Origin of the sequence: Pseudoflavonifractor sp. An85, assembly GCF_002161235.1 — a bacterium.
In the GTDB taxonomy this organism is placed as follows: domain Bacteria; phylum Bacillota; class Clostridia; order Oscillospirales; family Oscillospiraceae; genus Enterenecus.
Genome location: NZ_NFHE01000001.1, coordinates 97,687 through 117,359, shown reverse-complemented (window position 1 = coordinate 117,359; position 19,673 = coordinate 97,687). Strand labels below are relative to the sequence as shown.

Below are 19,673 nucleotides of genomic sequence, written 5' to 3'. Positions count from 1 at the left end.
CCGCATGATTGTGTTATGTATCTTGCTGGCAATGCTTTCCCTGTTTTTGTTCCTGAAACTGATTTATCAGCGGAAACTGGTTCGGAAAATCAAAAAGCAGATTGATTTTTTGACAGACCGGGATACGCAAACAGAAATCATGGTGGAAAAAACGGATAGGCCAATACAGGATCTGGCTACAAGTATCAATCATCTTCTGAAAAAATATCGCAGCATGGGTCAGGAAATCGAACGGAGCGATACCCTGTTCCGGGATACTATCACCAGTCTGTCCCACGACTTGCGAACACCACTGGCAACAGCAAACGGCTATATCCAGCTCTTACAGGAACAGGATTTAACCGGGGATCAAAAAGAATATGTAATGATTGCGGAAGAAAGAATTTCCGCTGTAAAGCTGCTTCTCGACCAACTGTTTGAATTTGCAAGGATTGAGGCCGACGAGCTGAAATTGAATTGCAGGAATACAGATATACACAGTGTACTTCGGGATGTTGTCGCCTCATACTATGGCGATTTTGAACAGAAAAAATGCGTCCCCCATATCGTCATACCAAATTCACCGGCTATCATTTGGGGCGATCCAGATGCCTTGACCCGGATTTTCTCAAATGTGGTTTATAATGCGCTTGTTCACGGGGAGGGAAATTATCAGATCACCGCAGCGTTAGAAGAAGCTCAAACGGTCATAACCGTTAAAAATGCGTCGAGCAGTATTCAGCAGGAAGATATTCCCCATTTGTTTGACCGTTTTTACACCACCGACCAGTCACGGACAAAAAAGACAACCGGGCTGGGGCTGGCAATCGCTCAAAGACTTGTGACCCGTATGGGCGGGCAAATCTCGGCTTCTCTGCAAAACGGTATCTTTGCAATTCAAATCGTGTTTCCCATTGTCAATTTCTAAAGGGCTGCTTCGGCAGCTCTTTTTTCATCCTTAGACTTTCCTTAGACTTTTCTCAAACAAATCCTAAACCTCTTTGGTAAAGTATGAGCCATAGGAGGTACAAACAATGGTTAAAGTAGCTTTAGTAATTTCACTCATCGCCTTTGCGGTGTGCCTGCTCATGGCCTTGAATGGCATATTGAGCGATGGCCTAAAAGGGCTAAAACAGAGATCAAAGCCCATCGGGATTTCATTTTTGATTTATGCTGTGGCCTTTTTACTTTTCATCTTTTTTCAATAACGGAGGAATTTCATGCTGCAAATCAAAAATGTAAATCTGAATGTTGGAAATACTGCCTTGCTGTCCAACATCAACCTGACTTTAGAGCAAGGAAAAATCTATGGTGTTCTGGGGCCAAACGGGGCCGGTAAAACAACACTGTTTAAGTCCATGCTGGGCCTGACCGCCTTTTCGGGAGAAATCCTCTCAGATGGGCAACCCGTTTCCAGCAGATGTTTTGGAAGTTTGATTGAATACCCGGCTTTTTACCCCCGGCTCACCGTAGAGGAAAATTTGAAGCTCCACGCGCAGTATTTAGGTCTGAAACAGCCAAACATTGAAGCGGCGCTCAAACAAGTAAACCTGCTGGACGCCCGGAAAAAGCTGTTCTCTCAACTTTCTTTGGGGATGCGCCAACGGCTGGGAATTGCCCGCGCCTTTTTAGGCAATGTTCAATATTTGCTGCTGGACGAACCTACCAATGGCCTTGATCCGATGGGGATAAAGGAAATCCGGCTGCTTCTGAAAGAACGCCTGAAATCGCCCCAACACTGTATTTTGGTATCAAGCCATAATCTGACGGAGATTGCCGCCGTCACGGATGTTCTTATTTTCATTCGTGGCGGAAAAATCATCAAGATTGTAGAAAACGATTATAACGAAAAGGAACTGGAAGCACTGTATGAGGATATTATGACTTCCGGCCAGAGGGAGGAAGCATAATGGGAATGTTGATTAAAAACGAGTTTTACAAGTTGAAGCGGGAATGGTTTATGGTATTTCTTCTGCTGTTGTCGCTTCTTCCCATCATTACCGGCGGAGCAGGAGCAGTTTTTAACGACAGCACAAAATCGCTTGCTGACCTGTTCTTCTTTATGAATAACCAGTTTTCCATGTTCTTCCCAATGGTGATCTTCATTTTGATTGGTTCGCTGTTTTATCAGGAATACAAGAACAAAACTTACATCAACTGGATTACCTACGGTTTTTCAAAGAAGAAGCTCTTTCTATCGAAAGTCGCTGTCAGCATCGTTATCGGTATCGGCTTCGCGGCTGTCTTATTTATCGCATTTGGCCTGCTTGTGATGGTACTCAATGGAGCTGGCAGGTTGCCCGGAGGTATTTCCCTGTTCCTCAATCTGGCAATCGGGTTTGGAATTGAAGCTGGTGTTGTCGTTTTGATAACTACCTGTTTAGGGGCAATCGTTATCAACTTGAGCCGCAATATCATTGTAACAAGCGTTGTAGGGGTTATATATGGCTTTGCATCCTGCCTGTTTATCGGTTCAGAAAGTGGCTTTATCATTCCGGGCAGCTTCGCATATCGTGTGTCCATGTTCTTCTCGGATAAATCTACTTACTATGAAGCCCCTGTACCGGCCACCATCGGCGGATGTATCAGCATTGTACTTTGCCTTATCGTGATGTTTCTGGTTGGATTGATTGTCTTTTCCCATAAGAAAAAAATCGAAAATTAACTGCTGCCGGACGACGGCAAAAGAAAAAAAGCCGTCGTTCAGCAGTCTTTTCCCCTGCGCCTAATACACTACGACGGCTCATAAGGAGGCGTCAGGATGGAAAAGACCATCATTATTCGAATAACGAATCCAACAAAGGCACAAGATGCTTTGCTCCAGCGGCTCGTGCGAGCATTTCGGGCAGAACATATTGAGGTTCAAGAAAACACTGCTTTTACTTTATTATCTGGAAATCTACAAATCGACCCGCAACGCAGGCTGGTATGGCAGTCCGACCAGACGGTGGACCTGACCCCGATGGAGTTTGACATTCTGCTCCTGCTGGCCCGCCGGCCAGGGCAGGTGTTCTCCGCCCGCCAAATCTATGAGGCTGTCGCTACGGACTCTTTTGATGCCAGCTGGACCGGGATCTCCAGCATGATCTACAAGCTCCGGCGCAAGCTGGGGACTGGCATCATAGAAACAGTGCGGGGACACGGTTACAAATTCATCGTCCCAGGCACCTCACCAAAATGAAGCAAGCGCACAACGGATTTTTCTCCGCTGTGCGCTTCTTTTTGTGATTACTTTCTTTTCTCCATGATAAATTCACAATCCCATGATATACTTCGATTGGGTGATTACAAATGAAACGCATTTTAATTGTGGAAGACGAGCCGGATATTCAGGAGCTGCTGCGCGCCTACCTGGAGGATGCCGGCTACCAGACTGCCGTGGCTGGGGATGGCGTGGCAGCCCTGGCTCTGTTTGGCGGGCAGACCTTCGACCTGGTTCTATTGGACCTGATGCTCCCGAAAATCGACGGCTTTGGGGTCTGCGAGCTGATCCGCCAGCAGTCCCAGGTCCCTATTTTGATGCTCACCGCCCTGGATGGGGAAGAATCGCAGCTCCGGGGTTTCGGTATGGACATCGACGACTATGTGACCAAGCCCTTCTCCATGCCGGTGCTGCTGGAAAAGATCCGGGTCATCCTCCGCCGCCGTGGAACCGCCGGGGAGGACAGCCGCCTGCGGTACCGGGACCTGACTTTGGATCTGGACACGCGGGAGGCCCTGCTGGACGGCCGGCTCCTGGACCTGACCGCCCGGGAGTTTGAACTGCTCCACACCTTTCTGGCCGCGCCGGGCCGGGTGTTCACCCGGGAGATGCTACTGGCAAAACTATGGGGCTATGACTTCTATGGGGACGAACGGGTGGTGGACAGCCACATCAAAAACCTCCGCCACAAACTGGGGCGGAACTATATTGATACTGTAAGGGGGGTGGGCTACCGTGCTGCGAAAGAGGATCACTGAAAGCCTGACAGCCCGGATCTTTCTCATTACCGCCGGCGTCCTGCTCGCGGCCGGGGCGGTCACCTTCAGCTTTATCGCCTGGGCCTCCCCCAGCACCTATACCGCCGTAGTAAATGATGACCTTACCGCTCAGGTGGATGCCCTGGTGGGGAAACTGGCGGACACGACTCCTGCGGACTGTGGCGAGCTGCTGGATGACTTTGTGCTTACCTCCGGGGCCAACGCCATGCTGGTGGGGCCGGACGGGCGCCTGGTGGACACAGGGGCCAAGCTGACGGTGCAGGCTGTGTATGAGGATGATACCATGATTGTCACCACCTCAGAGCAGGAAAGCACCGTCGGTTATCACAGCCAGGACATCCGGGAAGGCGATACGGTAGCGGTCACCATGTCGGAGCAGGCTACCATTACCGCCGAGGTGGTGTTTGCAGGCCAGAACGAGAGCTATACCCTCTATGTCACCCCGCGGATCGAAGTGGAAAATCTGGCGGTGCGGGCGCTGATCCAGATAGCCCCCTGGCTTTTGATGGTGTTATTGGTATTTTCTCTGCTGTGCGCCTTGATTTACTCCCGATACATCACCCGGCCTATCGTGCGCATGAGCGGGATCGCCGGGAAAATGGCGGAGCTGGACTTCCACTGGGAATGCGGTGAAAAGCGCAAGGACGAGATCGGCAAGCTGGGCCGCAGTCTGGATCAGCTTGCCCGGCGGCTGGACACCGCTCTCACCGACCTGGAGAACGCCAATCGGGCGCTCCGGGGTGAGGTGGAACGGGAACGGGAGCTGGACCGCCAGCGGATGGCCTTCTTCAACGCCGCCTCCCATGAGCTGAAAACTCCGGTGACCATTCTGAAGGGGCAGCTCTCCGGCATGCTGGAGGGGGTTGGCGTCTATCAGGACCGGGACAAGTACCTGCTTCGCTCGCTCCGGGTAACGGGACGGATGGAAAATCTGGTGCAGGAGATGCTGGCGATCTCCCGTATGGAAAGCGGCTCTGTGGCTGTGAAGCGGGAGCCCGTGGAGCTGTCCGCCTTGATCGAGCGCCAGCTTGCCCTGGACGCACCTCTTCTGGAGCAGCGGAACCAGCGGCTGGTAAAGGATCTGACGCCGGGGATCGTTGTCATCGGGGACGCCTCTCTGCTGGGCCGGGTGGCAGGCAATCTGCTCTCTAACGCATCCCTCTACTCGCCGGAGGGGGCGGAGGTGCGGGTGTGGTGCGGCCTGCTGGACGGCCGCCCAGCTCTGACGGTGGAGAACACCGAGGCCCACATCTCGGAAAAAGCCCTGCCTCATCTGTTTGAGGCATTCTACCGGGAAGAAACCTCCCGGAACCGGGCTACAGGTGGCAGCGGCCTGGGGCTGTATCTGGTGAAAATGATTTTGGCCCGGCATGGAGCGGAATGTACCATCGAAAATACAGAGGACGGGGTGCGGGCTGCGGTGCGGTTTGAAACGGACGCTGTTTCTGGACTTGCCGCCGGGAATATGATAGGATAAGCATAGATGATCCAATGAAAGTGAGGGTGCCTGCGGAACAGACGATTTTGATTCACACCTGTGGCTACAAGGCAGATATCTGGAAAAAACATCTCATTTTTGGATTGCCGGAAAGGGCATCCTGCGCCCGGTTCATTGAGGAGGTGAACGAATGAAGCGCGGACTTGATGCGGCTCCATGCAAGGCTTGAGCTGGATGGCTTGTATGGAGCAAACGGAAATACCCCATCCCAATGGCCTTGCATGATGAAACGGGAAAACAATCATGCAAAGGAGTATTGAGATGAATTACAAAAAGGTTGATTTCAGCACCTGGCCGAGAGGCGATCTGTTTCAGTTTTATATGGACCACATGCGAGTGGTCATGAGCCTGACGGTGGACATGGATGTGACGCCGCTAGTCCGGTTCGTCAAGCAGCGCGGCATGAAGTTCTATCCGGCCATGATCTGGGTGGTATCCCGGGTGATCAACGCCCATGAGGAGTTCAAACTGGGCTGGGACCAGGATGGAAACCTGATCCGCTGGGACTTTGTTTCCCCCAGTTATGCCCACTTCCACCCGGAGGACGGGAACTTCACCAAGCTGGTTACGCCTTACATGGAGGACCTGCCGGCATTCCACGCCCGTTTTCTGGAGGACCGGGAAAAGTACCGGGAACTCCGGGGCGTGGTGGAAGGGCAGCCAACGAATCACTTCGATGTGTCCTGTCTGCCCTGGGTTCGCTACCGCCACTTCGATGTCCATGTGTTTGACCAGGGGGACTTTCTGGCCCCGGTGGTCACCTGGGGCAAGTACGAGGCGGAGGGCAGCAGGCTGGTCATACCGCTGACCATGAACATCCACCACGCGGTGGCGGACGGGTTCCACCTGTCCCGGTTCTTTACCGAGGTACAGGAACGGATGGACCGTATGGCCGCAGACAGTCCACAGGCTGAGGACGGAGGTGAACAGGTTTGAAACGCGCAATTTTATATGTCCACGGCAAAGGCGGCAGCGCCGGGGAGGCAGACCGCTTCCGGGCCGTCTGCCCCGGTTTCGACGTGCTGGGGGTGGACTACCGGGGGGAGCTTCCCTGGGAGGCGGCACCCCAGATCGCGGCCGCCTATGACGAGGCCCGCCGGCAGTATGAGCACATCATTCTCCTGGCCAACAGCATCGGGGCCTATTTCACCATGCTGGCCCTGGGGGATCAGGCGCCGGACAGGGCGCTGTTCGTGTCGCCGGTGCTGGACATGGAACGGCTGATCCTGGACATGATGGCCTGGGCCGGTGTGTCGGAGCAGGCGCTATGCGAACGGGGAGAGGTCCCCACAGACTTCGGGGAGACCCTGTCCTGGGCGTACCTGTGCTATGTGCGGGAGCATCCCATCGCTTGGCAGGTCCCCACGGAAATCCTCTATGCCGGGGGCGACCATCTGGTGTCCCGTCAGAGTGTGGAGCAGTTCGCGGCGGAGCACGGCGCCGGTCTCACCGTCCTGGAGGGCGGTGAGCACTGGTTCCACACAGAGGAACAGATGGCCTTACTGGATAGCTGGGTGAAAAAACATCTTTTATAGTGTTAGAACGGGGCAGGCCGGTGGCCTGCCCTGTTTTCTGCCTTTCTCCATACAAATCACAAATTCCCTCCATCTTCGCTCCATATTGCCCTGGTATTCTTTCCTCATCCCAAGCAGAAAGGAATCCAACAATATGGAAATCAAGATTCAAAATGTCAGTATGACCTACCCCAGTGGGAAGCAGGCCTTAAAGGGGCTGAACCTGGAGTTAAAATCCCCCAGCCTCATCGGGCTGCTGGGCCCCAACGGGGCGGGCAAATCCACCCTGATGAAGCTGCTGGTGGCGGCCCTGCAGCCCACCGGAGGGAACATCCTGCTGAACGGGGTGCCGCTGGCCAAGGTCGAGAGCCATCTGAAAGCCAGCCTCGGCTATCTCCCCCAGGACTTCGGTTTGTTCGATGAATTGACGGTCACCCAGTTTTTAGACTACATGGCCGCACTCAAGGGGATTGCGAATCCCAAGGCCGCGATCCAAAAGACAATCCAGGCGGTCAATCTGGAAGAAAAGGCAAAATCCAAGATCCGCACCCTCTCCGGCGGCCAGCGCCAGCGGGTAGGCATCGCCCAGGCCCTATTGGGGAATCCCCCCTTCCTGATCTTTGACGAGCCCACCGTGGGACTGGACCCGGAGGAGCGCATCCACTTCCGCAACCTGTTCTCCCGCACAGCCGAGGAGCATCTGGTGCTTCTCTCTACCCACATCATCGAGGATGTGCAGTCGGTGTGCGACCAGATCGTGGTCATCCACCACGGGACCATCCTGTTCACCGGCACGCCGGAGCAGTTGATCCAGTCGGCTGCCGGCCATGTGGGCATCTTTTGGGAGAAGGATGAGACGCTGGAGCAGGGGCTGCACATCACCGCCCGGGTGAACACCAGTCAGGGCATCCGCTGCCGGGCCGTGGCGGACAAGCTGCCGCCCTATGCCCAGGCGGAGGAGCCCTCTTTGGAGGATGCTTACCTCTATCTGATCTCCAGGGAGGCGGTACAATGAAGACAATGCGGCTCTTTCCCCTGGAACTGAAGCGGCTGCTGCAAAGCCGCCTGACCTGGCTGATGATGGCTTTGGCGGTCCTCTCCCCGGTGCTGGGGCTGGTACTCTACAAGCCCGCCACATCCACCACCATGCTCTCCATGTATCTGGCAAACCCCGCGATTGCCGGCGGTGTGGCCGGCGCCATCCTCTTCGGCCTGCTGACCATCTTTGAGCTGGACCGGGCCTGCCGCAGCCGGGTGGACATTCTCACCGACGCGGTGGTGTCCCCTCTGACCACAGCCCTGACCCGACTGCTGGCCCTGCTGACGGCCGCGGTGCTGACAGTGGGCCTCACGATGCTGGTCTGGCTGCCCATCAGCGCGGGGCTGATCGGCGCCGTGTTCACCGGCGCAAACTATGTGCTGGCCTATCTGCTGTTTATGGGGCTGGCGCTGCCCCTGGGCATCCTGGCGGCGGCCGCAGCCTACCAGTTCACCCGGCGGGCGGATCTGTCCATCGTCCTGTTTATCGCCTTCTGCGCCCTGAGCCTGACGGTGTGGGCAGCGGAATGGCAGTTATGCTGGCTCAACCCCTGCGTGTGGGCTTTGTCCGATGATTTCTCCAACCTCCGTGTGTTCCGGTCGGTGGCCTGGATGCGTTTCACCTGGCTCCTTGCACTGGCCGGGGTCTGGACAATCTCCTATCTCTGCATCCGGCAATATGGGAAGGGCGTGTTCGGCTCCCTGGCCCGGAGCGCCCGGCGGTTCTACCGCCCGGTGATCGCCCTGGCGCTGCTGATCTGTTCCGGCGCCGCCTATGCCGCCCAGCCCTTTATCGACCACAGCAACCCGGATTTAACGGTGATGTCCTTCTATGAGATCCCCTATGCAGAGGGCGTCACCTTTGTCCGCCGCACCGCCCAGGTGTTTCCGGACACCGATGCCGGCACCGTGACGGGCCGGGCCTCCTACCAGTTCCGGAACACCTCCGGCCAGGAGCAGAGCATCTCCTTCGGCATCAACCCTGGCTACGCCATCTCCAATGTGAAAGCCAACGGCGCTGATGTTCCCTTCACGGTAAGCGACTACCAGGAGTATAACGAGGCTCTGCTGGAAGTCACCATTCCCGCAGAGGAAGAAGTGGAGCTGACCATGGAGTACAGCGGCTTCCCCCAAGAGAGCCTGCCCACCATGCAGGGGGGCAAGGAGCTGAGTGACGAATACCTCTGCCTGGAGAACTCGGCCCTCTCGCCCCGTGTGATGAATGTCATGCCCGGTGATGCCGGCTATCCCGCTGAAATTGAGATCACTCTGCCGGAAAATATGCTGGCGATCCCCTTCGGCTCCAGCGAGGCGGAGGTCGTCGCGGAGCACGAGGACGGCACCAGAACATGGCGGTATGAACACAACGGCGCCGGCGGCATTCTCTACGCCGGGGACTATATCCGGGAGGACATCGAGGCCGGCGGCATGACCATTGAGTTCTACTACGGCCGCAAGCATCAGGCTGTCATGGAGGCTGCCGAAGCCGTGGACGCGGTGAAGGAAGTAGTTGACTACTGCACCGAGCATTATGGCTCCCTCTCCTTCGGAACCGGGGAGACCCTGAAGCTCATCCAGAGCCGGGTGGCCGGCGGCGGCTACGCCACCACCGGGGCCAGCCTGCTGGATGAGGCGGACTTTACCGCCGCCAACCTGGGGAACGCCGAAAAGGGCGGCGGCGCCGGTGAGGTCATGATCCACGAGCTGGTCCATCAGTGGTGGGGCCTGGGCAATATGTTTGATACCTCCGAGCCCACCAGCCCCTGGTCCGCCGAGGGCCTGACCGTCTACACCACCTACCGTATCGTCAAGGAACTATACGGCGAGGACTATGCCCAGGAGCATTATGTGGATCAGTGGCAGAAAGCGGTAGATGACTACTACCTGAACTTCTATGTGCGCAATCCTGAATATCTGGAGATGCTGCCGGAGCAGGTGCAGCTTGCCATCTCCAACAGTCTGTCTCAGGTTCGGCAGTACAATGAGATGCCCCTGAAAATTTGGAAAGCGGAGCAGTTGGTGGACGGCGAGGAGGCCATGGATCAGATCCTCCATGACCTGTTCAACCGGGAGCTGGACCCCATGTATCCCTATCTGACCTACCAGGAATTTTTGGATGCCTGCGGGCTAACGGAGGAGGATTTGAACCTTGCGTAAGATTTTTCGATATGAATGCCGCAGGCTGCTGTGGAACAAGTTTTTTATCGGGCTGGCGGTTGTGCTGCTTCTCTACGGGGCGCTGGTGCTCCATGCCGTGACCATCCTGGGGGTATCCCACACCGCCCCCTTCTCCCCCTGGAGCTTTGGGGATTATCTCTCCCGCATGCTGCCTTTGCTGTGGATCGGGATGCTGTTCTTTCTGACCTTTTATACCTCGCCCAAGGCCCGGCGGGCGGCGGTTCTCATGGACGCTACGCCGATGCCGTCCAGGCAATATGCTTTGGTCCGGTGCGCCGCGGCCCTGACGGGGGGCGTGTTGCTGAGTCTGCTGTGCATGGGCGAGGCGGCGGTGTTCTACGGCCGTATGTTCCACTGGTACGGCTGGGGGAGTCTTCTGCTCCCGGCTCTGGCGACCCTTCTGCCCGCCCTTGTGTTCGCACTGGGGAGCGGCTGGCTACTGGGGCAGATCCGGCCCTGGCTGGTGTATGTGTGGATGGCGGTACCCTTCCTGTGTATGGCCTTGCCGTTGCCCGACGCCCTGGGAATCTGGAACGGACATTTTTTCAGCAGGTACCCTCTAGCACTTGGTACTTTGGACCCCGCCTTCTTTATGCCGGCCGCAGTTCTGATCGTTCAGTGCATACTGTTGGCCGCGGGCATCGTCCTGTTGATGGTTCGCCCCGCACGATCCAAAAGATAATAAGCGGGCGAAGTTTGAATGACTGGAGGTGAGCTGCTTGGGAAGTTTATAATTCTATCGTTTAGGGACGATGAAGAAGCCCTTTTTAGCAAAGCAATATCGGCCTTTGCTTCAGTCGCAGACTTGTCCACAGTGGCCGCCTCCGCAGACGCACTGCTGCTCTTTGGCTCGTTGCAAATCGACCCGCATCGCAGGCTGGTATGGAAGTCCGGCCAGGCGGTGGAGCTGACGCCGATGGAGTTTGATATTCTGCTTCTGCTGGCCCGCCGGCCAGGGCAGGTGTTCACTGCCCGCCAGATCTATGAAGCCGTCGCCGCGGACTCCTACGATGCCAGCTGGACGGGTATCTCCAGCATGGTCTACAAGCTCCGCCGCAAGCTGGGGGCTGGTATCATCGAAACCGTTCGGGGCCACGGCTACAAATTCGTCGCCCCAGACACCTCACCAAAATAAGACAAGCGCACAACGGATCTTCTTCCGCTGTGCGCTTCTTCTATTCCTCACGCCGGTAATGCGGCTCCGGCACATAGGGCTCCTTCTGGTATTTGCGATATTTTTCCGGTACTTCGGCAGGCTCCTCCAGGCTTTCCGCACTGTAATCAATCGGCTCATCACAAACAGCGTCCAGCAAAATGCGCTCCAAATGCTCAAATTCTGAAAACTGATCCAGAGAGGCCATCACAAAGGAATCGCGGACATAGCCGGCACTGGCAGCCATCAGCTCCTGATCCATAAAGTATCCATGATGCTCCACAAAAAATGTCATCATCATTATAACCGTTCGGGTATTGCCCTCCCGGAAAGGATGCACCTGCCAGATTGGCGGAAAGAGGCTGGTAAGCTGATGAACAAATTGTTCCCGGCTGATACCATCCCAGCGAGTATTTCCCAGCCGCCGAAAAGCCTCGTCGAGATCTTCCTCTATCCTGTCGTCGTTGCTGTACCAAACGCTTCGGCCTGCCAGCAGCTTCTCCCGCTTCTCGATATTGATGATGCGGTACTGGCCGGCCCATTCGTAAATGTCGCCAAATAGGGTCCGATGGATCTCCCGCAGGCCATTTGGAGAAAAGTCCTGAAAGCCCTGTTCGTATAACAGCATCATATTGGCTCTGGATTGCTCAGCCTCGATGCGATCCAGTGTTTGCTCATTTTTGATGCCCAGCTTGTTTTTCAAGACAGGCACATCTTCATACAGGTACGGGTCAGACACGGCTCTGGCGCTCCTGCTCCGCGATCCGGCGATGATGTGCCAGCAAAGCCTGCTTCATCTGTTCGCCCGTCAGCTCACCGCGGGCCCAGCTGGCAGACAGCGACCGTGCATAGCTGGAAATCGGCGCGCCCTCAATGGCGTTGATCGCGTCGGCCGTCTTGACCGCTGCAATCCGTTTCTTTTCCAATGGACTCATCGCGCCTTCACCCCCTTCATTGATTTTAGTATAACACAGAACAGGCCTGTTTCCAATAGGCCAGGCTAATGCAAATCTTGCTGAATTAGCAGCGGGTCTCAATGGTTTCCTGCTCGGTGGTGCCGCCGGTGGACGGTTGGTACTCAATTTTGAAAGTTTGGATCAGAGTGGCTCGATGAGTATAAAAGCATAACGCTTTTTTGCTATTTCTCTTGATGATTTTTTCCATAATCAATCAATGTACCTATAACAATTCCAATCAACATTCCAATACCCGCACAAATAGGAATAGCAAAAAGATTTTGCAGAAACGCCCATCCCAATACACCCATGCAACCACCGACAATAAATCCTGTTAATAAGCCAATAGTTAAGTATCTATTGTTTTTCATATTGCTATATCCCCCTAAATTGAGCTTTGTCGTTGGCTTCATTATACTATGACCGGCTACCTTTGGGAATAGATGAATTGTAAACTTGCTGAACGGGAACAGCTTGCAGCGCAAGGTGTTCCCGGGCGGCAAGTCAATTTTTAAGCCCACGGGAAAGACCCTGAGACAGCGATCTCAGGGCCTTTCTCATAGACTTAAATCCGGAACAGGTCAATCGCCCGCATCAGCGTGATGCACAGCTCCTGGTACAGATCCTCGTCCAGTCTGCCGTTGATCACGGCATACTTGAGCAGCAGGGGCCGGTACATGAGTAAAATGCTTGTGATGGCCTCATGGTCACCGTCCTTGGCTCGCCGCAGCATCTGTTCAAATGTCATATCCGTTCACCCCCTCGATGCTCTTCTTCAACTTCCGAATGGCCCGGTAATACACCGCAGCCGCGCCCTTATACGACAATCCCAGCTGCACGCCGATCACATCGAATGGGCGCTTGTCCAGCACACGGGCAAGGAACACATACCGTTCCCGCTCGTCCAGCTGTTTCAAGGCATACAGGAGCGCACCGCTCTCAATTTTCTCCCAGAGGGGCAGCCGCTCCATCACTTCCTGCTCCAGCGTCTGGCTCACGGCAAAGATCGTATCCGTCAAGGTCTCCTGATTGCTGTACGCATAAAGGGCCTTCAGATAATCCCGCTGGGTTCGTCTGACTGCCTGGATTAAGTAACCTGTAAACTTGATTTGCAGTTCTTCCTCTGCTCGTCCATTATTTCGTTGCCACATGGCCTTATCCTCCAAATAGTTCAAGAATTTTAAGGGAATTCTTGAACCTTTGGCGGAGACCGACACCGAACTAACGGGCGTCTTGCCTTGCCATATAAAGAAACGCGGCCGGCCGCACACCGCAAAGGTGAGCTGCCGGCCGAGTGATACACATAAAGAAGTCCGTCATGACTTCCGGCGCCCGCAGGAGGAGGCTTATCGCTCGATTTGCGATGTTCCCGCCTACTCCCGTGAAAAGGGCGGCGGAAGAACCGTATTGTAAAGTAAGCTGTGTGTCGAAATGTAAGCAGATGGACGAACCTCTTTATGTGCATGATCCATCTTTCCATCATGCACTTCTGGCTCCCTGCCATCTGGACCATACTTTGCACACGAGCCCGCCGCTGCTACCAGCAGGCGGCGGACCTGCCAATCATCTTAGGTGCAGTGTTGTTCCAAAAACTTTGTTGCTTTTTGTCGGAATATATAAGAAAAGGCGGCCTCATTCTCTCTGGAATAAGACCGCCTGTTGTAACTTGAAATTACCTCTGCTGTTTTGATTTCTCCGTCTCATAGACATCCCTCCCGTTCTTTCTATCTGTTTATGGTTTCAAAACGCCATATTAAGTGTAAATGTCAAAGATCGCTGGATTTTGACTGAACGACAATTTTTCCCATCAGGCGGTTATTTTCATCAAAATCTTGCAGCTTCAACACAGAGAAAAAGGGCGGGCAAAGATCTGTTTTCTCTGCCCGCTCCTTCTAAACAAGATTTATCCCTGATGCTTGACCTTCAAGTGCTGAAAGCTGTCCTCGCTGATGGCGTGCTCCATCCGGCAGGCGTCGGCCTCTGCTGTCTCCTGATCCACGCCGGCTTCTATGAGCATTTCCGTAAAAAAGCAGTGTTTCTCATAGGTTCGCTCAGCCACCTCGCGGCCCACATCGGTCAGACGAATGAAGCCGTCCTCATCCCGTTCAACAAATCCGCCGGCCTGCAGCGTTGTAATGGCATGGGTGATGCTCGGTTTGGTGAATCCCATGTGCCGGGCCACATCTACGGAGCGTACCATACCGAGTTTCTTTTGGAGAACAAGGATGGTTTCCAGGTAGTCCTCCCCGGACGGAGTTATTACGGGCTTCATAAACTCTTTGCGCTCCTTTGCCTGTTTTTGTTGCAATTCTTCCCATGCTTCACGAATAATCAAAGAAAACACCTTGGCACGCCCCCTTTCAAGAATAATAGGTTCTGATGTTTATGCAAAAGAAATCACTTTAGTTTCCAGCCACTTGCCAGTTCACGCTGTTTCCAAAAACGACTATAAATTCCATCTTGAGAAATCAGTTCTGCGTGCGTTCCTTTTTGCGCCACTTTGCCATCCGATATAACGACAATCTGATCGGCATTTTTTACTGTTGATAAGCGATGTGCAATGGAAATCAGTGTTTTTCCCTTTGTAAGCTGTTCAATCGCTGCCAACAGTTCATGTTCATTCTCCGGGTCAACGCTGGATGTTGCTTCATCCAGGATAATGATTGGAGCATCTTTCAAAATGGCTCTCGCTATGGAAATACGCTGCTTTTCACCGCCAGACAAAGTAGAGCCACCTTCACCCACCTTTGTGTTATATCCTTCGGGCAAAGATACGATAAAGTCATGGCATTGAGCCTTTTTTGCTGCCTCCACGATTTGCTCATGGCTTGCATCAGGATTGCCAAAGCGAATATTATTCTCAATGGTATCATTGAAAAGGTAGACGCTTTGAAAGACCATGCTGATATATTGCATAAGGCTATCAGCAGTGTAATTTTTTACATCCTGCCCGTCCACAAGAACCTGACCTTCTTGAACATCCCAAAAGCGGGCAATCAGGTTGCAAAGGGTTGTTTTACCTGATCCAGATGGCCCCACAATCGCGCAGGTAGTTCCCTGTGGGATAAGCAGAGAAACATGGTCGATAATTTTTCGGGACTTTTCATATCCGAAAGATACATCCCGAAGCTCAATATCAAACCGTTTCGGGACAAGTTTATTTGATGTTGTGTCCATCTGCGGGATGTTAGTAACTTCTTCAAGGCGGTTTAAGCCAGCGGTGACGACACGGGAAAGAAACGCACCATTTCCCATCTGCTCCATTTCGGAAAAAATGATAAAGGCGCTGACAATCACCATGAGGCACCACGGCAACGATAAACTTCCCGCCAGATACAAAAGAACGGCGGCTAACATCAAAACACTGCCGGTTATCTTGTAAACAGCAGAGTACCATTTCATCAAAGCCATAGAAGCGTGTTCCTGTGCAAGATCAGCTTCTTTCTTTTTGCGAAAAGAGGCATAAACGGCATTTTCGCTACCATCCGCTTGGGAAAAGGCACGAAGCACCGCAATTCCCCGGATATATTCCAACGCCTGAGTCGTCATATCTTCTTGCGCCGCCAATACTTTCGGCGCGTGTTCCCTTGCAACTTGTCCAATAGCATGAAGAATTAAGATGCCGACAATGGAACCTGCAAGGGTGATTACTGCAAAAACAGGAACGGAAAATAGAAAGAAAACGATCATTACCAGCGCCATCAACGCTCCGCTGGTCAGATCAGTGACCGCCATCATGGAATATTGTTCCAACTCCGTTACTGTCGTTGTAAGTACATTCTGAATACTTCCCAAACGCTGCTCAGAAAAATATCCCATAGGTGCTTTTCGCATGAGGGAGCCGACATGAAGTCTGTAATCACGGAATATATCAAAGCCTTTAGCACTCATGGAAATATCCATAAGCCACTGAAAAAAGAAACGGCCCAGCACACTGATACACAAGACAGCAAAAGCTTTCCAGATTACATCCATTGTCAGGCTGTCCAGATCAGAGGCAACAATATAAACCGCCCATAAAACCATTGCCATACATACGCTTTTCAGGAAATTAAAGAGGATGCCCAGCAAGATTTTTGATTTATGCTTTCCCGCCAGATTGAGTATTCTTTTAATCATAGCAACCATTGCCTATCCCTCCTTCTTTTCCAGATTTGATGCTCCGACATACTGCTGCCACATTCGATGATACAGTGGACACTGTTCCAGTAATTCTTTCTGTGTTCCTCTGGCAATAATATTTCCCTTATCAACGACAAGAATTTGCTCCGCATTTTGAATAGTAGAAAGCCTGTGGGCGACAACCACAAGAGTTTTGCCGTGAACAAGACGCCCAACAGCCTCTTGGATTTGAGCCTCGCTTTCGGGATCAGCGTAGGCAGTTGCCTCGTCCAAAATGATAAGGTTTGACTGTTTCAGCATAGCCCTTGCAATCGTAATGCGCTGGCGTTCGCCCCCTGAAAGCCGATCTCCCGCATCACCGGCAAAGGTATCATACCCTTGCGGCAATTTCATAATAAAGTCATGGCAGTTTGCGGCTTTGGCCGCAGCCTCTACTTCCTGATCAGACGCTTGTGGGTTTCCCATGCGAATATTCTCTCGAATAGACTTATTAAACAAAAAGTTATCCTGCGCCACATAGCTGATTTCCTGCATCAGCTGATCGAATGGAATGTCTTTTATGTCCTTTCCACCATAACGAACGATACCGGAAGTCGCATCCCAAAATCCAGCCATCAGCTTTGCAATCGTTGATTTGCCAGAGCCGGAAGCCCCAACGATAGCGGTCATAGTTCCTGGTTTTGTCTGGAAAGATATGCCATGAAGCACTTCTTTGGTATCGTTATAGGAAAACGAAACATTCTCAAAAGAATATGCACTTCCGTCAAATTCAACTTTCGCATCCGGCCGTTTTTGTTCCGGCGTTGCGAGGAAATCTTTGACGGGCTTCAGATTGGCGGTAATCGTTGTCAGCATTTCACCGGCACTTGCCAGCTTCATCAAAGGCGCAATCGCACCAATGGGGATGATAATGCACGCAACAAGGATCGGAAGTGAAATCTGCTGGTTCATATAGAGGTATGCACCAATGGGCAGACTTCCCAGCATTGTCGATGGAAGAATTGCTTTTACCGCAGCCATCCAAAACCAGCATTGCCGCCACCAATCAAGCGTACTGTCATGGAAAAAGTTCACTGAATTAGAAAACTTGCCAAAAGATGCTCCTGTACGGCTAAAGGCTTTTATGACCTGGATGCCTCCAACATATTCAACCAGCGCTGCGTTCATTTCGTTTCCGCTACGCAGATAGGTTTCCATTTTCTCACCATATCCGCGAAGCATCCCGAAAATAAAAGGGATGCAAAGAGGAATTGTAATGAGTGACGCCAATCCCATGCGCCAGTCCAACGCAAACAACAAAACAATGCAGGCTGCCGGAGCTGCGATATTTGAAGGGATTTCGGGGATAAAATGCGCTATCGCATCTTCTAATTTTGCAACATTATCTACGATGAGATTTTTATATACGCCGGATGGCGTTTCCAGCATGACACCCATTGGAACCTTTCGCATTTTTTCTGCAATCGCACACCGAATATTGCACAAAATGGTAAATGCAATCTTATGGCTGCGGCTGGATGCAACAATACCGAGCAGAGTTTTGAGGATGATACCTGCTGCGGCAATTCCGGCCCAAATCAGTGTACTATGTATCGTTGCTGTACCTGCGAAAACTTCGTTGGCAAGCATGGCGGCGGTCAAATAGGGGAGCATACCAAATAACTCTGACAGAACTGTCAAAATTACAGACAGCGACATCTTTCCCTTGGCATCGCCGGAAAACTCAAAAAGAGTTTTTATTGGATTATCTTCTTTCTGCTTCATAAAGCCCCTCCTTCCTCAGAACCGAAAAATTGTTGAACACGCTGTCCGTTCTGTGTATCAAACGGCCCATACCATTTCACAGTCCCATCCTCAATAAAAATGAAATAGTCACAGCATTCTGCAATCAATTCCGGGTCATGGGTAATAATCAGCGATGTTTTCCCTATGGCGCTTAATTTCTTGAGGCAATTTGAAACCTCCAACATATGCCGATAGTCCAAACCGCTTGTCGGTTCATCAAAAACCATAATTTCTTTTTTTGATGCAATGGCACTTCCAATCGCCACGCGCTGTTTTTGTCCGCCAGATAACGAAAGGGGATGGATACTTTTTAATGCAATTAAATCCATATCATGCAGGATCTCATCAACTATTTTTTCACGCTGAGCATCGTCCGTATGTTCCACGCTTATGGAAATTTCATCTTCAACGCTTTCTGTAAAAAGCTGATGATTGACATCCTGCATAACCAGATAGCATATTTTCAGCCGCTGCCGGTTGCTGTATGTTCTACTTCCGAACGAGAATAAACCTCTTGCCCGTTTCTCAAGCCCGCACAGGCAACGGGCAAAAGTCGTTTTTCCAGCTCCATTTTCCCCGATAATTCCAACAATCGCACCTTTCGGAATAGATAAGGCCGGTATTTCAATCCCAACGCCATCCTTGTAATGAAACGATAAATCTTTCACAGAATAGCAGTCCGAACTATGCGGTGTTCTGGCATTGGAGCCAAAAGACACTGGCGATATGGATCGTAGCCCACGGCGTTTGATTTCATCTGCTGACAGGCTCCAGAATGTATCAGCGGGCATATCTTCTTTGATTTCTCCATCGTTCATATAAACAACCCGATCTGCCACACCCTTCAAATAACTAAGCCGATGTTCAGCAACAATAACGGTCTTTCCCTGGGCTTTCCATCGCATGATAATATCTTTCAGCATCCAGATTGAGCGCCAGTCCAAATTAGAAGTGGGTTCATCCAAAACAAAAATGTCCGGCATGGGAATGGAAACTGAGGCACAGGCTATCTTTTGCTTTTCACCGCCAGACAGATGGAATAGATTTCGCCCAACAAGTTCTCCAATTCCAAATTCATTGATTGCGTTTTCTAAATACTGGCTGATTTGCTCAACAGGTACAGCCAGATTTTCACATCGAAAAATCAGTTCACTGGTAGAGTCAATATTAAAAAATTGTGTGCGCGGGTTTTGAAAAACAGAGCCAACCTTGCGGGCTACCTTATGGATCGGCTGCTTCGAGATGTTTTCTCCATTAAGCAGGACTTCACCAGTGAGCTGCCCCTCATAAAAGCTGGGAATAAGGCCATTCAATAGCCGTGTGATTGTTGTTTTTCCGCACCCTGATCCTCCACATATAAGGACAACTTCTCCATCGTGAATAGATAGATTTACATTCGTAAGAGAATTGTCCTGTTCGCTGTCCTTATAGCGGAAGGACACATTTTTCAGTTCGATCATCGTGCCCCT

22 protein-coding genes are annotated in these 19,673 nt (G+C 52.2%); 13 read left to right on the top strand and 9 right to left on the bottom strand.

Going from position 1 to position 19,673, the window contains the following annotated elements; all coding sequences use genetic code 11:
• Positions 1-4 precede the first annotated feature (4 nt).
• The 13 genes from B5G37_RS00645 (at position 5) to B5G37_RS00585 (ending at position 11,323) form a co-directional block, all read left to right on the top strand.
• On the top strand, positions 5-907 hold the full coding sequence (locus B5G37_RS00645; RefSeq protein ID WP_058963736.1) for a HAMP domain-containing sensor histidine kinase: 903 nt from the start codon (positions 5-7) through the stop codon (positions 905-907).
• Between the two features lie 106 nt (positions 908-1,013).
• On the top strand, positions 1,014-1,187 hold the full coding sequence (locus B5G37_RS00640) for a hypothetical protein (protein ID WP_058963737.1): 174 nt from the start codon (positions 1,014-1,016) through the stop codon (positions 1,185-1,187).
• A 12-nt stretch (positions 1,188-1,199) separates the two neighbouring features.
• A complete protein-coding gene (locus tag B5G37_RS00635) occupies positions 1,200-1,889 on the top strand; it encodes an ATP-binding cassette domain-containing protein (protein ID WP_058963738.1) in 690 nt (229 codons plus the stop codon).
• Positions 1,889-2,644: an ABC transporter permease gene (locus B5G37_RS00630; protein ID WP_058963739.1), complete on the top strand. Its 756-nt coding sequence runs from the start codon at positions 1,889-1,891 to the stop codon at positions 2,642-2,644. The genes B5G37_RS00635 and B5G37_RS00630 overlap by 1 nt, the downstream gene beginning before the upstream one ends.
• A gap of 96 nt (positions 2,645-2,740) precedes the next feature.
• Complete coding sequence (locus B5G37_RS00625) at positions 2,741-3,160, top strand: winged helix-turn-helix domain-containing protein (protein ID WP_058963740.1); 420 nt, start codon at positions 2,741-2,743, stop codon at positions 3,158-3,160.
• 110 nt (positions 3,161-3,270) lie between these two features.
• Positions 3,271-3,939: a response regulator transcription factor gene (locus tag B5G37_RS00620; protein WP_058963741.1), complete on the top strand. Its 669-nt coding sequence runs from the start codon at positions 3,271-3,273 to the stop codon at positions 3,937-3,939.
• Entirely contained in the window at positions 3,917-5,437 is a 1,521-nt protein-coding gene (locus B5G37_RS00615) for a HAMP domain-containing sensor histidine kinase (RefSeq protein ID WP_077138511.1), read from the top strand. The genes B5G37_RS00620 and B5G37_RS00615 overlap by 23 nt, the downstream gene beginning before the upstream one ends.
• Positions 5,438-5,719: 282 nt before the next feature.
• Positions 5,720-6,394 carry a CatA-like O-acetyltransferase gene (locus B5G37_RS00610; RefSeq protein ID WP_077138512.1) on the top strand — a complete coding sequence of 225 codons (675 nt, stop codon included), beginning with the start codon at positions 5,720-5,722 and terminating at the stop codon, positions 6,392-6,394.
• The gene (locus B5G37_RS00605; RefSeq protein ID WP_058963742.1) at positions 6,391-6,993 is read left to right on the top strand and encodes an alpha/beta hydrolase; all 603 of its coding nucleotides are present in this window, start codon (positions 6,391-6,393) and stop codon (positions 6,991-6,993) included. The genes B5G37_RS00610 and B5G37_RS00605 overlap by 4 nt, the downstream gene beginning before the upstream one ends.
• Before the next feature lie 133 nt (positions 6,994-7,126).
• Positions 7,127-7,987, top strand: coding sequence for an ATP-binding cassette domain-containing protein (locus tag B5G37_RS00600; protein ID WP_058963743.1), 861 nt, complete (start codon positions 7,127-7,129; stop codon positions 7,985-7,987).
• Positions 7,984-10,167, top strand: coding sequence for a hypothetical protein (locus B5G37_RS00595; protein ID WP_087235891.1), 2,184 nt, complete (start codon positions 7,984-7,986; stop codon positions 10,165-10,167). Before B5G37_RS00600 ends, B5G37_RS00595 begins: the two co-directional genes overlap by 4 nt.
• The gene (locus B5G37_RS00590) at positions 10,160-10,870 is read left to right on the top strand and encodes a hypothetical protein (protein WP_058963746.1); all 711 of its coding nucleotides are present in this window, start codon (positions 10,160-10,162) and stop codon (positions 10,868-10,870) included. Before B5G37_RS00595 ends, B5G37_RS00590 begins: the two co-directional genes overlap by 8 nt.
• Positions 10,871-10,888: 18 nt before the next feature.
• Positions 10,889-11,323 carry a winged helix-turn-helix domain-containing protein gene (locus tag B5G37_RS00585; protein WP_087235889.1) on the top strand — a complete coding sequence of 145 codons (435 nt, stop codon included), beginning with the start codon at positions 10,889-10,891 and terminating at the stop codon, positions 11,321-11,323.
• 40 nt (positions 11,324-11,363) lie between these two features.
• Here the strand turns inward: B5G37_RS00585 and B5G37_RS00580 are convergent, their stop codons facing one another.
• The 9 genes from B5G37_RS00580 to B5G37_RS00540 all read right to left on the bottom strand — a co-directional run bounded on the left by B5G37_RS00580 (position 11,364) and on the right by B5G37_RS00540 (position 19,664).
• The gene (locus tag B5G37_RS00580; protein WP_087235887.1) at positions 11,364-12,080 is read right to left on the bottom strand and encodes a Fic family protein; all 717 of its coding nucleotides are present in this window, start codon (positions 12,078-12,080) and stop codon (positions 11,364-11,366) included.
• Positions 12,073-12,276, bottom strand: coding sequence for an antitoxin VbhA family protein (locus B5G37_RS00575; protein ID WP_006573901.1), 204 nt, complete (start codon positions 12,274-12,276; stop codon positions 12,073-12,075). Before B5G37_RS00575 ends, B5G37_RS00580 begins: the two co-directional genes overlap by 8 nt.
• A 203-nt stretch (positions 12,277-12,479) precedes the next feature.
• Positions 12,480-12,668 (bottom strand): hypothetical protein, encoded by a 189-nt coding sequence (locus tag B5G37_RS00570; RefSeq protein ID WP_087221920.1) that lies wholly within the window; start codon positions 12,666-12,668, stop codon positions 12,480-12,482.
• Between the two features lie 194 nt (positions 12,669-12,862).
• Entirely contained in the window at positions 12,863-13,045 is a 183-nt protein-coding gene (locus B5G37_RS00565) for a helix-turn-helix domain-containing protein (RefSeq protein ID WP_006573903.1), read from the bottom strand.
• Entirely contained in the window at positions 13,035-13,448 is a 414-nt protein-coding gene (locus B5G37_RS00560; RefSeq protein ID WP_242962714.1) for a sigma-70 family RNA polymerase sigma factor, read from the bottom strand. Before B5G37_RS00560 ends, B5G37_RS00565 begins: the two co-directional genes overlap by 11 nt.
• A 752-nt stretch (positions 13,449-14,200) precedes the next feature.
• Complete coding sequence (locus B5G37_RS00555; RefSeq protein WP_087236623.1) at positions 14,201-14,569, bottom strand: metal-dependent transcriptional regulator; 369 nt, start codon at positions 14,567-14,569, stop codon at positions 14,201-14,203.
• Between the two features lie 125 nt (positions 14,570-14,694).
• The gene (locus B5G37_RS00550) at positions 14,695-16,425 is read right to left on the bottom strand and encodes an ABC transporter ATP-binding protein (RefSeq protein ID WP_087235883.1); all 1,731 of its coding nucleotides are present in this window, start codon (positions 16,423-16,425) and stop codon (positions 14,695-14,697) included.
• Between the two features lie 3 nt (positions 16,426-16,428).
• Positions 16,429-18,183, bottom strand: a complete 1,755-nt coding sequence (locus B5G37_RS00545; RefSeq protein ID WP_087235881.1) for an ABC transporter ATP-binding protein — start codon at positions 18,181-18,183, stop codon at positions 16,429-16,431.
• Positions 18,180-19,664 (bottom strand): energy-coupling factor ABC transporter ATP-binding protein, encoded by a 1,485-nt coding sequence (locus B5G37_RS00540; protein WP_087235879.1) that lies wholly within the window; start codon positions 19,662-19,664, stop codon positions 18,180-18,182. The genes B5G37_RS00545 and B5G37_RS00540 overlap by 4 nt, the downstream gene beginning before the upstream one ends.
• Positions 19,665-19,673: the final 9 nt, after the last annotated feature.